This window comes from Corallococcus sp. AB030, assembly GCF_003668965.1.
Taxonomy (GTDB): Bacteria; Myxococcota; Myxococcia; order Myxococcales; family Myxococcaceae; genus Corallococcus; species Corallococcus exiguus.
In genome coordinates this window covers 1-19,982 of the sequence record NZ_RAWQ01000102.1, presented here as the reverse complement: position 1 = coordinate 19,982, position 19,982 = coordinate 1, and the positions used below count along the sequence as shown (strand labels likewise).

At 66.5% G+C, this 19,982-nt stretch carries 19 protein-coding genes; 17 read left to right on the top strand and 2 right to left on the bottom strand.

Annotation, left to right across the window (positions count from 1 at the left end):
- Positions 1–7 precede the first annotated feature (7 nt).
- The 7 genes from D7Y15_RS23355 to D7Y15_RS23325 are packed head-to-tail and all read left to right on the top strand — an operon-like array spanning position 8 to position 3,686.
- Positions 8–499 carry a DnaT-like ssDNA-binding protein gene (locus D7Y15_RS23355; protein ID WP_121753982.1) on the top strand — a complete coding sequence of 164 codons (492 nt, stop codon included), beginning with the start codon at positions 8–10 and terminating at the stop codon, positions 497–499.
- Entirely contained in the window at positions 496–882 is a 387-nt protein-coding gene (locus D7Y15_RS23350; RefSeq protein WP_148712849.1) for a hypothetical protein, read from the top strand. The genes D7Y15_RS23355 and D7Y15_RS23350 overlap by 4 nt, the downstream gene beginning before the upstream one ends.
- Positions 879–1,298, top strand: a complete 420-nt coding sequence (locus tag D7Y15_RS23345) for an HK97 gp10 family phage protein (protein WP_121753980.1) — start codon at positions 879–881, stop codon at positions 1,296–1,298. The genes D7Y15_RS23350 and D7Y15_RS23345 overlap by 4 nt, the downstream gene beginning before the upstream one ends.
- Entirely contained in the window at positions 1,295–1,714 is a 420-nt protein-coding gene (locus tag D7Y15_RS23340; protein ID WP_121753979.1) for a phage tail terminator-like protein, read from the top strand. The genes D7Y15_RS23345 and D7Y15_RS23340 overlap by 4 nt, the downstream gene beginning before the upstream one ends.
- A gap of 28 nt (positions 1,715–1,742) precedes the next feature.
- The gene (locus D7Y15_RS23335; protein ID WP_121753978.1) at positions 1,743–2,885 is read left to right on the top strand and encodes a phage tail tube protein; all 1,143 of its coding nucleotides are present in this window, start codon (positions 1,743–1,745) and stop codon (positions 2,883–2,885) included.
- A gap of 46 nt (positions 2,886–2,931) precedes the next feature.
- A complete protein-coding gene (locus tag D7Y15_RS23330) occupies positions 2,932–3,384 on the top strand; it encodes a hypothetical protein (RefSeq protein ID WP_121753977.1) in 453 nt (150 codons plus the stop codon).
- A 47-nt stretch (positions 3,385–3,431) separates the two neighbouring features.
- Positions 3,432–3,686: a hypothetical protein gene (locus tag D7Y15_RS23325; RefSeq protein WP_121753976.1), complete on the top strand. Its 255-nt coding sequence runs from the start codon at positions 3,432–3,434 to the stop codon at positions 3,684–3,686.
- Positions 3,687–3,715: 29 nt separating this feature from the next.
- Here D7Y15_RS23325 and D7Y15_RS23320 read toward each other — a convergent pair whose 3' ends face one another.
- Complete coding sequence (locus D7Y15_RS23320; RefSeq protein WP_121753975.1) at positions 3,716–4,294, bottom strand: hypothetical protein; 579 nt, start codon at positions 4,292–4,294, stop codon at positions 3,716–3,718.
- Positions 4,295–4,401: 107 nt separating this feature from the next.
- Here D7Y15_RS23320 and D7Y15_RS23315 point away from each other — a divergent pair, with 107 nt between their 5' ends.
- From D7Y15_RS23315 to D7Y15_RS44230, 6 genes are all read left to right on the top strand, one after another.
- Positions 4,402–8,115: a phage tail tape measure protein gene (locus D7Y15_RS23315; RefSeq protein ID WP_121753974.1), complete on the top strand. Its 3,714-nt coding sequence runs from the start codon at positions 4,402–4,404 to the stop codon at positions 8,113–8,115.
- Positions 8,116–8,367: 252 nt separating this feature from the next.
- The gene (locus D7Y15_RS44235) at positions 8,368–9,132 is read left to right on the top strand and encodes a hypothetical protein (protein WP_148712848.1); all 765 of its coding nucleotides are present in this window, start codon (positions 8,368–8,370) and stop codon (positions 9,130–9,132) included.
- Positions 9,133–10,513: 1,381 nt separating this feature from the next.
- Complete coding sequence (locus tag D7Y15_RS23305; RefSeq protein WP_121753972.1) at positions 10,514–11,101, top strand: phage tail protein; 588 nt, start codon at positions 10,514–10,516, stop codon at positions 11,099–11,101.
- The gene (locus D7Y15_RS23300) at positions 11,098–11,793 is read left to right on the top strand and encodes a phage minor tail protein L (protein ID WP_121753971.1); all 696 of its coding nucleotides are present in this window, start codon (positions 11,098–11,100) and stop codon (positions 11,791–11,793) included. Before D7Y15_RS23305 ends, D7Y15_RS23300 begins: the two co-directional genes overlap by 4 nt.
- Positions 11,794–12,058: 265 nt before the next feature.
- Positions 12,059–12,835: a diguanylate cyclase gene (locus D7Y15_RS23295; protein WP_158627675.1), complete on the top strand. Its 777-nt coding sequence runs from the start codon at positions 12,059–12,061 to the stop codon at positions 12,833–12,835.
- A 256-nt stretch (positions 12,836–13,091) separates the two neighbouring features.
- On the top strand, positions 13,092–14,300 hold the full coding sequence (locus tag D7Y15_RS44230) for a phospholipase D family protein (RefSeq protein WP_148712847.1): 1,209 nt from the start codon (positions 13,092–13,094) through the stop codon (positions 14,298–14,300).
- A 201-nt stretch (positions 14,301–14,501) separates the two neighbouring features.
- Here the strand turns inward: D7Y15_RS44230 and D7Y15_RS23285 are convergent, their stop codons facing one another.
- A complete protein-coding gene (locus D7Y15_RS23285) occupies positions 14,502–15,236 on the bottom strand; it encodes a restriction endonuclease (protein WP_121753968.1) in 735 nt (244 codons plus the stop codon).
- 133 nt (positions 15,237–15,369) lie between these two features.
- Here D7Y15_RS23285 and D7Y15_RS23280 point away from each other — a divergent pair, with 133 nt between their 5' ends.
- From D7Y15_RS23280 to D7Y15_RS23265, 4 genes are all read left to right on the top strand, one after another.
- A complete protein-coding gene (locus D7Y15_RS23280) occupies positions 15,370–16,101 on the top strand; it encodes a C40 family peptidase (RefSeq protein ID WP_121753967.1) in 732 nt (243 codons plus the stop codon).
- Positions 16,095–17,153 carry a hypothetical protein gene (locus D7Y15_RS45325; RefSeq protein ID WP_199745976.1) on the top strand — a complete coding sequence of 353 codons (1,059 nt, stop codon included), beginning with the start codon at positions 16,095–16,097 and terminating at the stop codon, positions 17,151–17,153. Before D7Y15_RS23280 ends, D7Y15_RS45325 begins: the two co-directional genes overlap by 7 nt.
- 1 nt (position 17,154) lies before the next feature.
- Complete coding sequence (locus tag D7Y15_RS23270; RefSeq protein ID WP_121753966.1) at positions 17,155–19,635, top strand: host specificity protein J; 2,481 nt, start codon at positions 17,155–17,157, stop codon at positions 19,633–19,635.
- Between the two features lie 10 nt (positions 19,636–19,645).
- Positions 19,646–19,982 (top strand): hypothetical protein (locus tag D7Y15_RS23265; RefSeq protein WP_148712846.1); only part of this gene is annotated, 337 nt, incomplete at its 3' end.

Here is a 19,982-nt window from a genome sequence, read left to right as displayed (position 1 = left end):
CACCCTCATGGCCCTCGACACCACCCCCGGCGGACTCACCGCCGACTCCTACTGCGACGTCGTGGAGGCGGACGCCTACCACGCGGCGCGTGGGCACAACGACGCCTGGGCCGCCGCTGACGAGGCGGCGAAGGAGCGGAACTTGAAGTGGGCGACGTCCGTCCTGGACTCCCGCTGCGAGTGGCTGGGCGCGCGCGCCGACGCGGAGCAGGCCCTGGCCTGGCCGCGCCGGGGCGTGGTGCTCGACGGGTGCCCGGTGGCGGAGGGCGCCGTCCCCCGGCGCGTGAAGTCCGCGGTGGCGGAGTACGCGTTCCGCCTCCTGGGTGAGGACTGGACGGCGGGTCTCGGCCCCGTGGTGGACGAGGGCGTGACGGTGGGCCCCCTGAAGACGTCCAAGGAGACGCACCGGCCCATCCCCTCCCAGGTGCTGGCGCTGCTGGGGCCCCTCGTCCAGGGCAGTGCAGGCGGCATCCGCGTCCACACCACGGTGCGCGGATGAGCGCCCAGGCCGACAGGTTGGCGAAGAAGGCCTTGGCGCTGTTGAAGCGCTTCGGCCAGCAGGCCACCCTCACGCGGGCCGGGCCGGGCACGTACGACGTGGCCACCTCGAAGGTGGTGGCGTCCACCGCGGCGTACCCCGTCCAGGTGCTGGTGCAGGCGGACAGCGGTCAGGACAAGGAGGGCGACAGCCTCACCGACGGCGGCACCACGCGCGCGGACCGGCGGAAGCTCCTCGTCGCGGCCAGCGGCCTGCCGGTGGTGCCGGCGCCGGGCGACACCGTGGGCCCCCTGGAGGGACGCACGTGGCGCGTGCTGCGGACGGACCCGCCGACGCAGCTGGGCGGCACGCCCATCCTCTTCACCCTCCGGGTGTCCGCATGACGAAGGTGGACAGGCGCATCCGCAAGGGCGCCCGCTTCTCCAAGCAGGTGCAGGCCTTCGTGAAGGCCACCGAGGCGCGCGCCAACGAGGTGGTGCGCAAGACGGCGCTGGGCATCCTGGCCAACGTCGTCACGGCCTCCCCGGTGGACACCGGTCGCTTCCGGGGCAACTGGCAGGTGGGGCTGGGCGACAGGCCCGCAGGCACCGTGGACGCGGAGGACAAGGACGGCAGCGCAGTCGTCTCCCGCGAGGCCTCGAAGCTGGAGGGCGTGGCGTTGGGGGAGACCGTCTACATCACCAACAACCTGCCGTACGCCCGCCGGCTGGAGTTCGGCTGGAGTCAGCAGGCCCCGAAAGGGATGGTGCGCACCACCCTGGCCCAGGTGAATGAAATCCTCGAGGAGGCGGCGAAGTGAGCACCGTCCTCCTGGACATCCCCCGGGCACTGGAGGCGCACGCCGCGGCGGTGCTGGCGCCTGTGGTGGGGGCGGACAACATCGCCTTCCCCAACGTCGTCTACGTCCCGAAGGAGGGCACGCCCTGGGCGCGGGTGGACCACCTGCCCGCGCGCACAGCCCCCGCCGGCCTGGGCCAGGACGCGCAGACGCGCCACCCTGGCGTCTTCCAGGTGTCCCTCTTCTTCCCCCTGGGCGAGGGCTCCGGGCCCGCCAACACCGCCGCCCAGGCCGTGTGCGACGGCTTCGCGCGCGGCGCCTCGCTGCAGGCGGGCACCACCGTCGTCCGCATCCAGTCTGCCTCCGCCGGGCCGGGCCTCCGCGAGGAGCCCTGGTGGATGCGTCCCGTTTCCATCTTCTGGCTCGTCCACGCGTAACCGTCGCCTCGCGCGACAGGAGAAACCCATGCCTTCCGCTTCCGGCCAGCGCACCGCGCTGCGCTTCACCTCCGAGGCCAGCTTCGGCATCGCGGCCAGCACCACCTACAAGGCGCTGCGCTTCACCAGCACGGGACTCAACCTCAGCAAGGCCAACTACCAGTCCAACGAGATTCGCGCCGACAGGCACCTCTCCGACTTGCGCCACGGCATGGTGAGCGTCGGCGGGGACATCGGCTTCGAGCTCTCCCTCGGCACCTTCGACGACTTGCTGGAGGCCGCCCTCAGCGGCACCTGGGCCACGGCCACCACGGGCAGCGTCTCCCTCGCTGCGGACGCGGGCGCCGTGGTGCGCACCGCCGGCAGCTTCCTCGCGGACGGCTTCCTGCCTGGGGACCAGGTGCTGGTGTCCGGCTTCGCGGAAGCGGGCAACAACGGCCGGGCCCGCGTCGAGGCCGTCACCGCCCTGGCCCTCACGGTGGACCTGGAGCTGGAGGACGACGCGGCCGCCGCCGGGCGCACCGTGGCGCTGGTGGGCCGTCGACTGAAGTCCGGCACCGTCCTGAAGACGTTCAGCTTCGAGCGCGCCTTCACGGACATCAACCAATACGCCCTCTACCGCGGCTGCGCGGTGGACAGCCTGAAGCTCTCCATCAAGCCGGAGGAGATCATCACCGGCACCTTCGCCTTGCTGGGCAAGGACATGCAGATGGCCACGGCTTCGCACGCGGCCACCGTCACGCCCCCGGGCACCAACAGCCCCTTCGACGCCTTCACGGGCAGCCTGCGCGAGGGCGGGCTGCTGGTGGCCAACGTCACGTCCCTGGACCTGGACATCACCAACGGGCGCTCCACGAAGGGCGTCATCGGCCAGCGCTCCGCCACGGAGATTCACGAGGGCGGCTTCGGCGTGTCCGGCACCCTCAGCGCCTACTTCATGGGGCAGGACCTGCTGGCGAAGTTCCTCGACGAGTCCGAGTCCTCGCTGGAGGTGGTGCTCCAGGACGTCAACGGGACGGACTTCCACACCCTGCGGATTCCCCGCCTCAAGTACACGGGCGGCGAGGTCGACAACCCCAAGGAGGGCCCCGTCCAGGTGTCCATGCCCTTCACCGCGCTGCTGGACCCGGTGTCCGGCGCCTCCATCCTCTACCAGCGCAGCAACGCGTAGCCCGCGGCCGCGCGCCCCTTCCACCCTTCACCACCAGGAGCACCGCATGAGCACCGCCCCCGCCTCCGGCTTCGACCTCTCCAGCCTCATCCGCCACGACACCCTCACCGTGGACATCCTCCATCCCGTCACCGGCCAGCCCACGGGCATGCAGGTGGAGGTGGCCAGCGCGGATTCACCCCGCTACCGCGAGGCCACGCGCGCCATCATCGAGAAGGCCACCGCCAGCGCGCCGCGCGCCAGTCGCCGCGCTCGGCCGGAGACGCCGCGGGACATGGAGGCCGACGCGCTGGAGTTGCTGGTGGCCTGCACCGTCTCCTGGACGGGCGTCCTGGAGGGCGTGGCGCAGGTGCCCCTCACGCCGGACAGCGCCCGCCGCCTCTTCACCGTCCACCCGTGGCTGCGCCGCCAGGTGGACGAGGCGGTGCAGGACCGCGCGAGTTTTTTCGAGGAGAGGGCGAGCGCCTCCTCGACTTCGCTCGCCACGAATTCCGCCTGAGCCGCACCGACGCGGAGGGCGTCTCCGTCCGCGCCCACCTGGAGCAGGTGGAGCGCGCCACCGGGAAGCCTCCGCCGGAACTGCTTGAGGCGCCCCCGCTGCCCGACGCCCTCGCCCACGTGTGGGGGTGGTTCGCGGAGCTGTCCAACGCCCGCGGTGCTGGCGCCTTCACCCTCAACCCCATCTCCTTCCCGGACATGGAGGCCTGGGTCCGCCTCTCCGCCAACCGGCCCACGCCCTTCGAAGTGCAGCTGCTCCGCCGGTTGGACGAAGCGTTCCTGGTCGAAGTCTCGAAGAAGTAGTGACGCCGGATGGGAGGACGAGGGTGCAATCAATTGCAGCGGTCGCCCTCTTCCGTCCACTGCCTGAAGTCGTCGCTACGACACAGGACGAACACACATTTTTTGCTGACGTAAGAGCAGCAAGCGTGCGTTCCCTTCTCTGCACATCGCATCTGCTTCGCGTCCTTGTGCATGTCAGGAGCCTTTGCTGCCCACGAAGGGAGGTCAGGCGTAGGCACGTCTCGCTCCGGCCCGGAGTGCAAATCGACGATGACAGCAGCCATGCCCCGAAGCTCGGAGACAGGCTTGGTCATCACGATGCCAGTGTCCCGGTCTCGAAGGCCGATGTGGGTGAAACCGTCTCGCTCCATCTCCTCCTTGCCCGCATCAAGGCCCGGGAGCCCCTTCAGCATCGAATCGCGGATCTGAGCTGGGTCCTTCGTGCCGTAGTTCCGCACCAGCAAAAACGTGGTGTGACGCTCTCCAGTCGCGTCCCAGCTCAGGTCGTCGCCTCCGTACTTCTCATTCTCGCGTTGGACGCTGGCGATCCGCGCCTGCTCCATCTCCTTCTCCCGCCGGTCGCAGGCGGAGAGGGACAGCAGGCCCATGAGGACGAGATGTGCGCGCATGGTCTGGAGCCGACCACAAGCCGCTGCTCGTCGCCACAGGGCATGTCCAACAGGGTGCCGCGTGACCCTGTCATTCCCAACTTCCCCTGCAGCAACCAAGGATCATCATGTCCGGCGGCTTCGACCTGGCTGAGCTGAGCATCCGCATCGACACCTCCGACGCGAAGGAGGCCGTCACGACACTGGGCGGCGTGGAAGCGGCTGCCGAGAAGACGGAGCGGAAGACGACGGGCTTGGAGACGGCGACCGAGGCCCTCAGCAAGGCATTCGCCCAGGCGACGCGGAGCCTGGGCAACACGACGAAGGCCCTGGCCGACATCCGGTCCGCCACCTCGCACCTCTCGGTATTGGAGCAGTCGGCCGCGAAGATTCAGACGGCCTTCACCGCGACTGCGACGGCGACGGGGGCATTGGAAGCCCAGCTCATGTCCCTCGGAGGGGCGGCTGGGAAGCTCCAGGCGGCGCTCGCGGACACGTCCGCGCTGTCGCGCTTTTTGGGGCACGTGGAGGCGCTCAACCAGCGCTTCGGCCAGATGGGCAAGGAGAAGGAAGGGGCGGCAGACGCCCTCCGCAAGGTGAAAGACGAGGCCGCGAAGGCCGAGCCTCCGGTGACCCGGTTCGCGGACGGGATGCGGACCCTGGCGGGCCAGTTCCTCGGCGTCGCTGCGGCGGGCGCGGCCATCAAGAGCGCCACCGAGGAGGCGCTGCGCTTCTCGACGGCTATGGCCCAGGTCTCCACGGTGCTGGAGCAGGACCAGCTTGGGATGATGGTTTCCCTCACCGCGAAGGTGAAGGAACTGGGAAACCAGTTCGGGCGGACGCCCACGGACCAGGCTGGGGCCCTCTACGAAATCCTCAGCGCGGGCGCGAGCGACGCGGCGAAGGCCACGGAACTGCTCACCGTGTCCAACAAGCTGGCCATCGGCGGTGTGACGGACGTGAGGACGGCGGCGGACGGCCTGACGGGCGTCATGGCCAGCTACGGGAGCCAGCTGCGCAACGTCACCCAGGCTGCGGACATGATGTTCGTCTCTGCGGCGGACGGGAAAACGAGCATCGAGGACCTCTCGCGCTTCATCGGCCGGGTGGCCCCCATCGCCTCCCAGACGGGCGTCAGCCTCGCGGAGTTGCTCGCGGCCACAGGCGCGCTGACGAAGAACAACATCCAGACGTCCACCTCCATGGAGGGACTGCGCGCCATCATCGCCGCCGTCGCGAAGCCGTCTCACGAGGCGGCGAAGCTCGCGGACGCGCTGGGTCTGGAGTTCTCCGTCACGGCCCTCAAGGCCCGCGGGCTGGCGGGCTTCCTTGAGGAGGTGAACCAGAAGACGCACGGCAGCGCCGAGGAGATGGCCATGCTCTTCGGCGGGGTGGAAGCGCTGCTGCCGGTGATGACGCTTACCGGTACCGCGTCCGCGGACTTCGCGGCCTCGCTGAAGCACATGCAGGACTCCGCCGGGCGCACCGAGGCGGCCTTCCAGAAGATGGCCTCGACGCCCCAATTCGCCCTGGACCAGCTCCGGGCGCGCTTCGCGGAGCTCCAGGGCGAGGTGGGTAGCGACATCCTTTCAGCGGCGGAGCCGGGCATCCGCGCGCTGACGGAGAACTTCGATACGGCGACCAATGCGGTGAAGCTCTTCGGCGAGGCTCTGGTGGTGGTGGCTGCGATGCGCGGCGCGGCGTGGGCTCAGGAGTGGGTGAAGGGGCTGGTGTCGAAGGCCACGGCGCTCAACCAGGCGCGCGAGTCCGCGACGAACGCGGCGCTTGCCGAGGCGAAGTACACCCGGTCCGCTGACGAAAGCCGCATCGCAGCACTGCGCTCGGCCCAGGCCATGTTGGAGAAGAAGTACGCGGCGCTGCAGGCCTCAGCGGCTGTTGAGGGCGGCCTGATGTCGGCGACGAAGAAGGCGACGCTGGCGTCCACTGAGCTGGCTCTGGCGAAGGTGAAGGAAGCGGCAGCCATTGAGGGGGCATCCGTGGCCGCGCGGGCCGGCAAGGCGGCGCTGGACTTCATGGGTGGGCCTATCGGGATCATTACGGGAGCGCTCACTCTTGCAGTGGCGGCCTTTCATGAACTCGGACAGGCGGCTGACGAGGCTCGGGAGAAGACGCGTCAGTTCGCTCAGGAGTCAGGAACCAACGCCAGTCGCGGAAGCCAGATTGTCGTTGAGCTGATCAAGGAGACGCGAGCCCTTCAAGACCAGAGCCGTGCAATGGCCGCCTTCAATATCGCGAAGGCGGAGATGGCAACCCTCGGTGGGAATTACCAGGACCTGCTGACGGACGAGGTGGACACGGTCAAGGAGCTTGCGGCCGTCTACGAGAAGCTGACCAGAGAGGACCTCGGCAAGGCTCAGGAGGAGGTGAAGCGCCTCACAAAGGAGGTGAAGGACAAACAGAACCTCATCATGACCGTGAACTACCGATGGGGCTTGGCCGACGCCAAAGACTTCACGCGGGCTCGCAAGGACCCCAGGTTCGCGCCGCAGATCGAGGAGAAGCTGGTCCCTCTTGAGAAGGACCTTGCGGCCCAGCAGCAGCGCGTCGCCGACATCGAGAAGGGCCTCCAGAGGTTGAAGGAGGCGCGGTCGGAGGAGGCGAGAGCGGGGGCGGCCGCAGCGAATGAGGCCAGCGCCCACTCGAAGGAGTCCCTCAAGGAGGCAGCGCAGGAGGAGAAGGCCCGCGAGAAGCTTCTGAAGCGCCAGGAGCAGTGGCTGATGAACCTGGAGGAGGAGGCGCGCACCCTCGGCAAGACGAAGGACGAGGCGAAGCAGCTCTCCGACGAGTACCGCTCGCTGAAGGACCCGAAGATGGTCGCGCGGGCGGACGCGGCCATCGCGCAGCTGGAAGCCCTCCGGAAACAGAAGGAGGAGACGGAGCGGGTGAAGAAGGCGGAGGAGGAGAGGGCGCGGGTGCTCCAGGGGCTCAACCGCGAGCTGGGCAACCAGGACACGGAGAAGTACGCCCAGGCCCAGAAGGTCCTCCGCGAGGAACTCGATGCCGGGCGCCTCAAGGCCGCAGAGTTCGAAGCCGCGATGAAGAAGGCCCGGGCGATGTGGACGCCGGAGGGCAAGTCCGAGGCGGCGCTGAAGACGGAGATGGACCAGCTGGCCAAGCAGCTCAATCCCACGGCGGAGCTGCAAAAGCGCCTGGAGATGGTGAAGCAGCTCTTCGCCGACGGGCGCATCACCGCGGAGCAGTACCGGCAGGAGGTGGAGCGCCTCCAGGACCAGCTCCACGGCGGCTTTTCCTACACGAAGGAGATCGTCGGCACGGCCACGCAGCACATGGCGGACGCCTTCGCGAACTTCGTCACCACGGGCCGGCTGGAGTTCTCCTCGCTGGTGGACGGCATCCTGAAGGACTTGGCGCGGCTGGCGGCGCAGAAGGCCTTCATGGCCCTCGTCAACCTGGGCATGGACGCCCTCAGCGGCTCGGTGTCGTCCGGTAGTGGTTCCACGCTCGTTGGCGGCGCGGACATGAGCAGCACCTACTCCTTCATGCTGGGCGGTGCGCACGCGGCCGGCGGGCCCGTCCGCGCGTCTCAGGCGCACCTGGTGGGCGAGCTCGGGCCGGAGCTGTTCATCCCCTCCAGCTCCGGCCGCATCGTTCCCAACGAGGCGCTGGGGGGAGGGGACGTGAACCAAACCCTCTACATCACCGTCAACGCAGACGGATCCTCCCAGGTGAGCGCGTCAGGAGAGGGGGGACGCGCGGAAGCGGAGCGCCTCGGACGCCGCCTCGCCGACGCCGTGCGCAAGGTGATGCGAGAGGAGATGGCTCCCGGTGGCATGACGTACACGTTCGTCCGGGGGCGGTAGATGGGGACGGCCAGCGGTCGGATGCCGGTTGCCGCGACCAGCCAAGCCACGACCGCATTATCGGCTTGACCGGGCGGTACCAGCCTGCGGCCCCACTGGGGCTTCAGTCGCACAAGGGTCGGTTCTGCCTGCGGGCTTCTGTTCACCGCAGCGATTCGGCCGTGACCGGAAACTTGGCAATACTCGTGACCGATTCAATCTAGCCTACGCGCAACCACGCGTCAGTAATATGTCGCTTCAATGGAGGTTCCAATGACCTGGGTAGTCGGCGCGAATATCGGTTTTGGCACTATCTTGATGGCATCGGACATTCGGGTGACTCTGCAAGACAAAAGCGAGCACGATGGTCTTCAGAAAATCTATGCCCTAAGCCCCAATATCATTGGGGGCTTTTCGGGCTCGGTCGACATCGGGCTTGACATCCTTTCCCGACTGGCTGGGCAGTTTTCCATGCCGTCACGGAATGCACAGGATGGGCTCAATAACAACTCTGTCCGCTGGGTTTCGCGCTTCATTAGGAAGTGCTTTTACCTCCACAAGCCTTCGCTCCGCGAACTCAAGGCGTCGTTTCTGATTGGATCGTCAAATATCCGGCGAGTGAATATGTTTGGCATTCCAGAGACGAAGTTGTACGCATTTCAGAGCTTCAATAAGTTCCAGCCAGAAGAAGTTCTTCCAGGGTCTGCAAAGTCAATCGGCAATGGCAAGGCGCTGGAAGAGCCTGTGATGGAAATGCTAGGTGCAAAGGAGTTTCAGATGCACTGGAATTCCGGCCCGGAAATGCACTCGTTCATACTTGCAACGCACCTGCGTAATAGTGTCATGTCGATGCCAATTGCTGGAGTTTCTCCGCAATTTATTATGGGATGGGCAGCCCATGGAAGGCAATCCTTGGCGCTCAGGGCGACTCTAGGCGCTAATCCGACCATGACGCCAAGCGAGGAGCTCAAGCTTGCCCGAAGCAGCAAGCAACTCTATGAGATGATTGGCAGAAAATCCGCACTTGCCGTCGGCTGACTGAGATCGGGATCCGACACAGGCTCGCCTGTTGCGCAGAAATCACAACAAGAGTTGTGCACCGCGCTTGGAATAATGCCGAGGCACTAAGCAGTGCTGAGTCTTGCCTACTCTATTGACGAGGATCCGTGTCTCGTCAGTTGAGCGTCTCCCGCACGCCCACGCCAGCCATTCGCGCGTGTTGTTGGCCTCGGCGACCTGAGCAATCCCCTCATTTGAGGTTTCCCCTCGGAGAGCCCATGAGCGGCCGAGCAGGCGGGCTCAGAGGGAGAAATGAGAATGAGGGGATGCTTCAGCTCGGCGACAGCAGCGAACCCGAGGCCCTGCCAGAGCCGCGCACCGCCCTCCAGGCGCGCGTACGCGCCCGTGAGGGAGGACGCGCCCACCTGGGCCTCCAGGTAGCCGGTCCGCACCGGCACGTCGCTCAGCACCCGCGACAGCCCCGCGGCGACTACTGCCCGCGGGGCATCGAAGGGACCGCGCGAGCCCGGGACGCCTCCTGCAGAACGCCCGAGGACCGCTCTAACATGCTAGCGCAACGCGAATCCGGAGCCGCGCATTCTGCTTGCCAGATGAGCAGTACCATTCCGCGTACTCCGATGGGCTGAGCCATCCGGTCGTGCTCGCCACGCAGGGGCCGTCAAACTCAATCATCATCTGGGTGAGGCCCTGAATGCCTGAGGAGTAGGCTTTCACCCAACGGCCATCGACTGCGATCCGGGACCTTCGGTGGGTTGGCCCGTTGTAGTAGCCGCTAACTTCCAGCCAGCCGCTAGTTTCGCCGGGAGCGATCCACCGGGTCCAGTTTGAGTAACTCCAGCATTGCGCCTGAGCATGAACGGTACGCTCGACGGCCGGACTTTGGCCGTCCTCGACCAACTCGACCTCGTCGGGTCCACACGCGCCGATAAGCCCCAGTAGCGAGCACAGGATAAGTCGCTTCATTTTGCACCTCCGCATGCGAATCAGAGCCTCACATGCCTTCCAAACCAAGCTTTTGCAGCTTCCTTGCGCACAGTCGACCATTAACCGGACAATCCAGCCGTGGCCGGAAGAGCCGAGGGCATCGGCTCTGGGCAACGCGTTGCACTGAGGGCGGGACGCGGCAAGAGGTCAGCGCGGACCACCGTGGCGCAAGGTTGACTCAGAGGCACGGGAGAAGGGGCTACTCCTAGAGTCCCGCGCCCTCTCCTTGGCCGGGCCGTCATAGGCCAACAGCCCCTGACACCAGAACGCGCGGAAGACGCCTGCGGCCTACCCAAGTGTTTCGGGGATGGCCGCTATGCGTCAGGGCGGATTCAAGGCACGAGGGCAGCTGTCCACGCATCTGCCGAAAATGATGCGCATGACCAAGAGCGTTCTCAGCGGGAGGCGGTAGGGCATGGAGCGCTTCCCGTTCACCCCGGACTACGGGGCCCAGGCGGACACCGTGCCCCGAGTGCGCAAGGCGCAGTTCGGCGAGGGCTACACCCAGCGCTCTGCTGACGGACTCAACTCCGTTCTGCGGCGCTGGTCCCTCCAGTTCTCCAACCTCTCGAAGGTGGACGCGGACGGCCTGGAGGCCTTCCTGCGCGCCCGCGCGGGCGTCGAGTCCTTCGAGTTCGTCACCCCGGACACGGCCTGGGCCGTCACCGCGCAGCCCTTCGGGGTGGGGGACGGGGCCAGGACGCAGTGGCTCCTCCAGCGGTCGCTGTCCCCGGAGGTGCCGGAGCAGCTGGTGCCCGCCACAGGCTGGACTACGCCGCCCACCGTCTACGTAGCGGGCGTGGCCCAGGTGGCGGGGACGGCCTACAGCCTGGCCGACTCGGGACTCGTCACCTTCGCCGCGGCTCCGGCCGCCGGGGTCGCGCTCACCTTCACCGGCGCGGGCGAGCTGGTGGCGCACGTCGTGTGCGAGGAGTGGCACCGCACCGCGAAGGGCTTCAACGCCTACGACTTCACCGCGACATTCCAGGAGGAGGCAGGGTGAGCATCGCCAGCGACATCCAGAGGCTGGACGCGGGGGCCCTCGTAGAGCTCTTCGTCCTGGACGCCACCAACCTGCCAGGAGGGGGCGTCAGCCACTTCCACGCGGGCACCAACGGACTCCGCGGGCCCGTCGTCTGGCAGGGCATGGCCTACGAGCCCTGGGCCATCCAGGTGAAGGGCTTCGATAAGTCCGGCATGGGGCGGCTGCCCCGGCCCACGCTGACGCTCGCCAACGTCGCCGGCACCATCGGCGCCATGGCGCGGGACCTGAACGATCTGCTGAGCGCACGCGTCCTGCGGAAGCGCACCTTCGTCCGCTACCTGGACGCAGTGAACTTCCCCGGGAGCGTCAACCCCACGGCCTCCCCGCTGGACGCCTTCCCGGACGACGAGTTCGTGGTGGACCAGAAGACGGTGGAGAATAAGCACGTCATCGAGTTCAGCCTGGCCGCGAAGTGCGACCTGGATGGCGTCCGCATTCCGCTGCGCATCATCACGCAGCTGTGCCCCTGGGAGTACCGCGGCGAGGGCTGCGGCTACGCGGGGCCGCCAGTGGCGAAGGTGAACGACACGCCTACGTCCAGCGCCATAGAGGACCGGTGCGGGAAGCGCCTCGCCAGTTGCAAGCTGCGCTTCGGAGTCGCTGCCGTCCTGCCGTACGGAGGGTTCCCGGCAGTTGGACTCATCCGCTGAACTCCGACTCCTTCCGGGTGGATTCAGACCCGGCTGGCGGCTCGTTGCGAGCTTGTCGCCCTGCCAACTTCTTCTATTGTTGTTCATCAAGACGGGCCGTTGCCCGCCTTGGTGAACTGGGGATTCATTCGGCATGGCAGAGTACAAAAATGATGCTCGCTTCCTGGAATTACAATTTCTTGCCCGGTTCGAGCAGACTCGGTGGGTCAGTAGGCAATTCCCGAGAGGGGGAGGGGGATCATTCGAGGCTGCAAAGGAAGTACAGATGGTCCTCTCCCTCTTCTTTAGGGGGATGATCAATGGCCCCGACATCAGGAAGAGCCTTTACGTGCCAGGCAGTGGCGGCCTCGACGCGGTTGCAGAGGAACTTGAGCGGAGGGAGCGACTCGGTCGCGCGGAGTTTGTCTCAAGGCTCCTAGATGGCCAGAGTGTAGAGTTGGAACTGGGGCACTTGGGCCGTCTTCGGTTGGCGGAGCTGCAGGACCAGCTTCGTTCCACTCGTCTGCATGAACCGTTTGGAATCCTTTATGACGGTCGCCATGCGGAGCGCGACTTGGCGATTGCCATCATGAACATCCAGGAGGAGTCGCCGGTGTCGGTGGCCTACCTCGACATGAACGGGCTCAAGGCGTTCAACGAAGACGGCGACCATGCAACGGGGGACGAAGCCATCAAGGCCTTCTTCCATGCCATCGAGAAGGCCGTGTCCGATGTTGGGGACGCCTACCGGAAGGGCGGTGACGAGGTCGTCGTTGTTATGCCAGCAACGCCACTGGAACAGGCTCAGAGGCGCATGGGTGCAGCGCTGGCATCGCTCTCAGGGGAAACGGTCAAAGTGAAAGGGGAACCTCGTCACCTGTCATCCTCGTGTGGCCTCGTGGCCGTGAAGGATGTGAAGGCTCAGGCGAGCGAGGTGATTCACCGCGCCGACCTCGTCCAGAAGAGCGCGAAGGACCGGTCGAAGGCGGACCCCTTGCGGCGGAAAAGCGTGCTGGCGACTCGTGTCACAGAGAACGCAGAACCTGCGTTTGAGGTCATCTGAGAGCGACTTCTTCTTCGCGGAAGTCTACTGGTCGGTCGTTGAAGTAGACCGGTACCTCTCTGGATAATATGACCTATGGTGTGAGCCGCCAAAGTCATGTCCACACAGTTCTGGGGCTCTGGGAGCACTGCTATCTTTCCCAACAGCATGATGGTCATTTGGTCGGCATTGGTGACACAACGGCGGTAGACGCGGTGGGGCATCTGGGTTGGATGTCTCATTTTCTGCGACGCTCTTTGGCCTGGAGGCCAATTGTATGGCAGAGAATTTCACGGTCTTGGCATCTACAGCAGATACGATGGATGCGCTTCGCAGGCTTGTGGCTTGGGCCTCGGATATTGACTTGGTTTACGCGTGGGCTAGCTCGGCTGGAGGAACAGCAGAGCATTGGAAGTGCCTACCCCTTGAGCGTGTCCGCCGGGCCGTTATCGGGATCCACTTCGCTCAGACCGAGCCCCAGGTTCTGGTCGAACTTGGCAATGCTAAAGTCCTTCATGTCATTGAGGACACCTCTGGTGTCTTCCATCCGAAGTTGCTTGTCGGACGACGCGGAGGGCAGGTGCGTGCTCTCTGGGGATCTTCGAACTTCACCCGGGGAGGCTTTCATGGGAACACGGAACTGAACGTCCTTTTTGAGGGAGATGCTCAGTGCAATGCTGCGGGCACCCTGCTTTCGTTTGTGGATGCAGCTTGGCACGACCCGCGTGCATTCACGCCAAGCGCGGCATGGTTGGCCGCATATCATGAATTGTATGAAAGCAGGCCTAAGCCTCCAATAAAGAAGGCGCCCCAGCCTTTGCCTGCTAACGCCGCAGTGCGCCTGGGAGACCTAAGTTGCGACTGGGCGGGATATTATGCCCTCATCGCTCGTCAGGAGAGGCGGGCTCTGGCTAACGGTTTTGAGATTCGCGTTTTCGATCACCCGGACGGCTCTTATCTAGGGGAGGCCGAAGCCTGTCGGGAAGCGTTCCATCGTTGGCCAGCGTTCGCTTCAATGCCAGAAGATGAGCGCAAGCTGGTGGCTGGATGGGGGCGGGACACCACCGGCTACTTTGGGCGAATGCAAGGGGCGGGCTACTTCAAGCAGCTCACCACCGACTCTCCCAAGCAGTTGGGGCGCTTCTTGGATGCTGTTCCAGTCAGGGGGCGTGTGTCGCACGACGTGGTTGAGGCCTACCTCGACGGAGTTCTTGCTCTGAGGGGTGTTGGGTTGGGAGCTGCCACCCGCCTTCTCGCCATGAAACGGCCGGACGTCTTCCTCTCGGTCAACAACGCCAACCGAAGGCGTCTCTGGCAGGTCTTCGGAACTGTCCCGACCAGCGCGACCACCTACGTCAAGTTCCTCGACACCCTTTGGTCCTTTCCCTGGTTTGCCGCTTCACGTCCACTGGTGCCGGTTGAGGCGCGGGTCTGGAGATGTCGGATCGCACTGCTCGACACCCTGCTGTACGAGCTCCCGGAGTAGACGTACGACGCATGGAGCCGTCTTCTGGGCTCTCCCCTTCGGCCTCCTACAAAGGCATGGCGACGCTCCGGGAGGTCCCGGGACTCTTTGCCGAGGCAAGCCAGTGCAAGTGAATGGCTGGCGCGGACGGCGGTGGCCGTTCGGTTGGTGGATGGAAAGGGCCTACCTTGGACGGTTCAGCGGATAGCTGCTGTGTGATTTCTACATTTCATCAAGTATCGCGCATGCCGTTGGGTCCGTTTCAAGGGCGACGACTTGGCTTCGGATGGATTCAGTAAGCAGTCCGATTTCTGCGAGATGGCGGGCGGCATTGAACCTCCATCCACTGTCGTCGTGCTTTGTCGCTACCCAAATGAGAAAATGCTGCGCTTCTCTGCGGTGTTGGTTGATCGCGAAGCTGACGGCCGCCTCCCATTCTTCAAATGGAACCCCTTCCACCGCATCTGAAATCGCTGCTGCGGATCCGCTGCCTTCAATAAGGCGAAGTGCATGGCCCAAATGACGGTGGTAGGCCCAATCCTGCGGGAAGAGCTTTCGCCCCAGCCCGAGCCAATCCAACTCCAATGCCTCCTTCGCCGTGACGATCTCCAAATGAATCGGCACAGGTGCTCCTGCCGCTCGGCGGGGTGAAGCTTCAGAGAAACCAGAACTCGCAACAAGCACGCCCTGGGTGGCTCCGACATCGTCCACGAAGCTTATGAACGACTCGACGTCGCTGATGTCGAGAGTGTTCTGCCAATGCTTTGCGTCAACCACCAAGAACGGAGCAGTCGCGTCTCGTCGGTAGACTGCTACATCCAGTTGTCTCCGCTCACCTGAATGGCGACCGGTATAATAATGCCTGTTTCCCCCTGATGGCTCCACGCGGAAGTGAGGTGGCTGAAACTCGCGCCAGAACTTCTCCAGAATGGCTCGTTCATATTGCTGCCAGGTCATTGTTGGAATGTAGCGCCGCTAGGACCGTGGCCTCAATTGGGGCGGATTTAGGTGCTTCCGAATGCAGGCCGAACAGCCCCTCTGTGTCCGGTCTGAGATGGATGCCGTCCACGCTCGTGGCCACGATGTCTGCATGAGCGACCCCTGCCGGCTGACGCTGGCTGATGACGTCCTGAGCGCCGCGCTCACCCACGCCCAGGCCGATTACCCCCGCGAGTCCTGCGGCCTCGTGGTGCTGGTGGACGGCGCCCAGCGGTACCGCCCCTGCCGGAACCTCGCCGCCGGCCAGGCGCACTTCGTCCTAGCTCCGGAGGACTACGCTCAGGCAGAAGGGGAGGGCGAGGTGGTGGCGGTGGTGCACTCCCACCCCAACGCCGCGCCGGAACCGAGTGAGGCCGACAGGGTGATGATGGAGCGCTGGGGCCTGCCCTGGCTCATCCTCAACGTCCCGGTGGGGCACTGGCGCCTCTACTTCCCGGACGGCTACCGCCCGCCGCTGGTGGGCCGCACCTTCAGCCATGGCGTCCTCGACTGCTACTCCCTCATCCAGGACTACTACTGGGAGCGCCTGGGCCTGGCTCTGCCCGACTTCGAGCGCCCGGACGACTGGTGGGCGAAGGGCGGCAACCTCTACCTGGAGGGCTTCGGCCGCGCGGGCTTCGTGGACGTGACGGGCAAAGCCCCGCGCGAGCACGACGTCTTCCTCATGCAACTGCGCGCCCCGGTGCCCAACCACGCGGGCGTGTACCTGGGCGGGGACGTCCTCCTGCACCACGTCATGGGGCGCCTCTCCACCCGGGAGACGTACTCCGGATTTTGGGCGCGCATCACCCAGCGCGTCGTGAGGCACGCGTCCCGATGCTGACGACCATCGTCCTGGGCGGGCCCCTGGGGAAGCGCTTCGGGCGCGTCTGGAAGCTGGACCTCTCCGTGCCTTCGCCCGCGGAGGCGGTGCGGGCCCTCTCCGCCGTCTGCGACGGCTTCCGGCGCTACCTCGCGGAGAACAGTGAGCCCGGCTACCACGTCTTCGCGGGCAAGCGGGACGTGGGAGAGGACGACCTGGGCATGCCCACCGGCGCGCGCGTCCTCACCCTCATGCCCGCGCTGGCCGGGGCGAAGTCCGGCTGGTTCCAGGTGGTGGCGGGTGCGGTGCTCATCGCCGCTGGCGCCGTCCTCACCGTCTACGGGTACGGCGCGGGCGTGCCCCTCATCACCGCGGGCATTTCCCTGGTGGTGGGCGGCGTCTCGCAGCTCCTCTTTGCCCCGCCCGCCTCCACGGGGCCGGACGAGGACGATGCCAACAAGCCCAGCTACGTCTTCGGCGGCCCCGTCAACACGCTCGCCCAGGGCCACCCCGTGCCCATCTGCTACGGGGAGATGGAGGTGGGCAGCTGCGTCGTCTCAGCCGGCATCGTCACCGAGTGGTCCGACGGCGGCTTCGGGGGCAGCAGCGGCAGCGGGCAGACGGGGCCCGGCGGGACTCCAGCGGGCGGCGGCACCTGCCCCGCGCCGTGGGTAACCATCCTCCTGGCGGACGGGCGCGAGGTGCCCGCGGGCGAAGTCCAGGTGGGCATGCTGGTGCGCACCCAGGACGAGGAGACGCTGGAGTGGGGCGACTTCCCCGTCACCGCCGCGGAGCTCGCCGAGGGCGTCCGCTGGCTGCTGGAGCTGGAGGATGGCCGGCGCCTGGAGGCCACCGGCAACCACCGCGTGCGGACGGAGGACGCCTGGGTGGAGTTGCGCCACCTCGCGGCCGGCGCGCGGCTGGTAGGCGCGCGGCCGGGCGTGGTGCGCCAGGTGACGCGCGGCGAGCGCGGGCCGGTGGTGCGCCTCACCGTGGCGGGCGCGCACACCTACGTCTCCGACGGCCTCCTCAGCCACAACGTGAAGAAGGCGGACCCGACGGTGGTGGACTGACATGGGCGGCAGCAGCGGCGGAAAAGGGGAGGGCGGCGCTCAGCGCACGCCCGTCGAGTCTCCCAACACGCTGAAGTCCAGCTCGAAGGCGCGCGTGCTGGACTTGCTGTGCGAGGGGGAGATTCAGGGCCTCGTGGACGGGCTGAAGTCCGTCTACCTGGACGGCGTCGCCATCCAGAATCCCGATGGCACCTTTAACTTCACGGGCGTCACCGTGTACGACGTGAAGGGCACGCAGTCGCAGGAGTACATCCCCGGCTTCCCCTCCGGCGAGGCGGAGCACTCCGTGGGCGTCGAGGTGAAGCGCGCCACGCCGGTGGTGCGCACGGTGTCGGACCCGGAGGTGGACGCCGTACGCGTCACCCTCCAGGTGCCCCAGCTCACCTACCAGGACCCCACGACGGGCGACTTGAAGCCCACCCGCGTCCTTGTCTCCATCGCGGTGCAGAGCAACGGGGGCGGGTACGTGGTGCAGTCCTTCCAGGACGCCGAGCTCTTCCGCGGGAAGTGCACCAGCCCCTACGAGCGCACCTTCCGCGTGGAGCTGACGGGCTCACCACCGTGGGACATCCGCGTCACGCGCGTCAGCGAGGACGCGGACAGCGTGACGACGCAGAACAAGGTCATCTGGAAGTCCTACGCGACGCTGCTGGACGAGAAGCTCAGCTTCCCCAACACCGCGCTGTGCGCGCTGCAGGTGGCGGCCAGCCAGTTCTCCAGCATCCCCACGCGCAGCTACCGGATTCGCGGGCTGCGGGTGCGCGTGCCCAGCAACTACAGCCCCGTGGCCCGGACGTACGAGGGCACCTGGGACGGCACGTGGAAGGTGGCCTGGACGGACAACCCGGCATGGTGCTTCTACGACTTGCTGACGACGAAGCGCTACGGCCTGGGCCGCTACCTCAACGAGGCAGCGGTGGACAAATGGGGCCTCTACACGGTGGCGAAGTACTGCGACGAGCTGGTGCCGGACGGGAAGGGCGGCACGGAGCCGCGCTTCCGCTGCAACCTCTACCTCCAGACGCAGGAGGACGCGTACAAGGTCATCAACAACCTCGCGTCCGTCTTCAGATGCATGACGTACTGGGCCTCCGGCGCCGTCTTCGTCGCCCAGGACGCGCCGCGCGACGCCGAGTACCTCTTCACGCCGGCCAACGTGGTGGACGGCCTCTTCACCTACGCCTCCAGCGGCAAGCGCGCGCGGCACACTGTGGCCCTCGTCACCTGGAACGACCCGGACAACCACTTCAAGGCAGCGCAGGAGTACGTCACCGACGAGGAGGGCCTCGCCACCTACGGCTACAACCCCACCGAGGTGGTGGCGCTCGGCTGCACCTCCCGGGGCCAGGCGCAGCGCGTGGGCCGGTGGCTCCTCCTCACCGAGAGGCTAGAGACGGAGACGGTGACGTTCCGCACGGGCTTCGAGGGCGCCATGCGCAACCCCGGTGCCGTCGTGAAGCTCCAGGACCCGTACCGGGCCGGACGCCGGTGGGGCGGGCGCGTGGTGGCCGCTACCGCCAGCCAGGTGGAGCTCGACGCGGACGTCACCCTGGAAGCGGGGAAGACGTACGCTCTCTCCGTGGTGCTGCCGGACGGCACCGTGGAGGAGCGCCCGCTGGCCGCGCTCGCGCCGGCGCCCTACCGCGCGCTCCCCGTGGCGACGCCCTTCTCGGCCGTGCCCCAGCTCCAGGCCGTCTGGGTGCTGGCCGCGTCCGACTTGACGCCCACCCTCTGGCGCATCCTCAACGTGGCGGAGGTGGAGCCGCACCTCTACGAAATCACCGCCCTGCGCCATGAACCGGGGAAGTACGCGGAGGTGGAGTACGGGGTGAAGCTGCAGCCGCTGCCCACGTCCGTGCTGCCTTCGTCCGCGCCGCCCGCGGGCCTGGCGGTGGGCGAGTCGCTCTACAAGACGACGAATGGCGGGGTGAAAGTCATGGTGACAGCCCGGTGGACGCAGGTGGCCACCGCCACCGAGTACCGGGTGCGCTGGCAGCGCGAGGGTGGCAACTGGACGTCGGAGACGCCGGTGCAGACGCACTACTGGGAGCTGCTGGACTGCCTGCCGGGCGCGTACACCGTGCAGGTGGCCGCCGTCCTCAACGGCCTCGTCACCACCTACGCCTCGGCCAGCTACACCGTGCAGGGCAAGGCCGCGCCGCCGTCCAACGTGACAGGACTCACCTGTGCCCTCAACGGCAGCACCGCGACGCTGCGCTGGGCGGAGGTGCCGGACCTGGACAGGGACACCTACGAGCTGCGCTACGGCGCCAGCTGGGAGGCGGGCACCCTCATCGGAAAGGTGCGCGCCACCACCTACGAGTGGGCCCTGCCGGCGCCGGGCGTCAACCTGCCGGTGCATGTGAAGGCCATCGACACCTCGGGCAACTACAGCACCGGCGCGGCGAGCGTCCTGGTGGTGTCTGTGCCCACGGTGCCGGCCACCCTCACCTTGGGGATTTCGTCCACGCCGCCTCCCTAAACGGGAGGACATGCGCTCGCGCGAGCAGGAGGAGGCGGCCGGCATCTACGACCGCGAGGTGGACGGCGTCCGCTCTCCGCAGCTCATCAAGTCGCGCTACCTGGACATTCGCTGGACGCACGAGGAGGCGCTCCCCGCCCACCTCCTCGCCGGCTTCCAGGTGGTCGTCTACGAGGGCGGCGACCCCAACAACACGGACAGCTACCTGCTGGAGCCGCGGAAGTTCGGACCCTCGGAGCGGCGGTGGGTGGCGCCGCTGAAGCTGACGCTGCAGACGGAGGTGCAGTGCGCTGTCCAGGCCCTCTACACCAACGGCAGCCAGAGCAGTTGGCGCGTCCTCGGCGGTG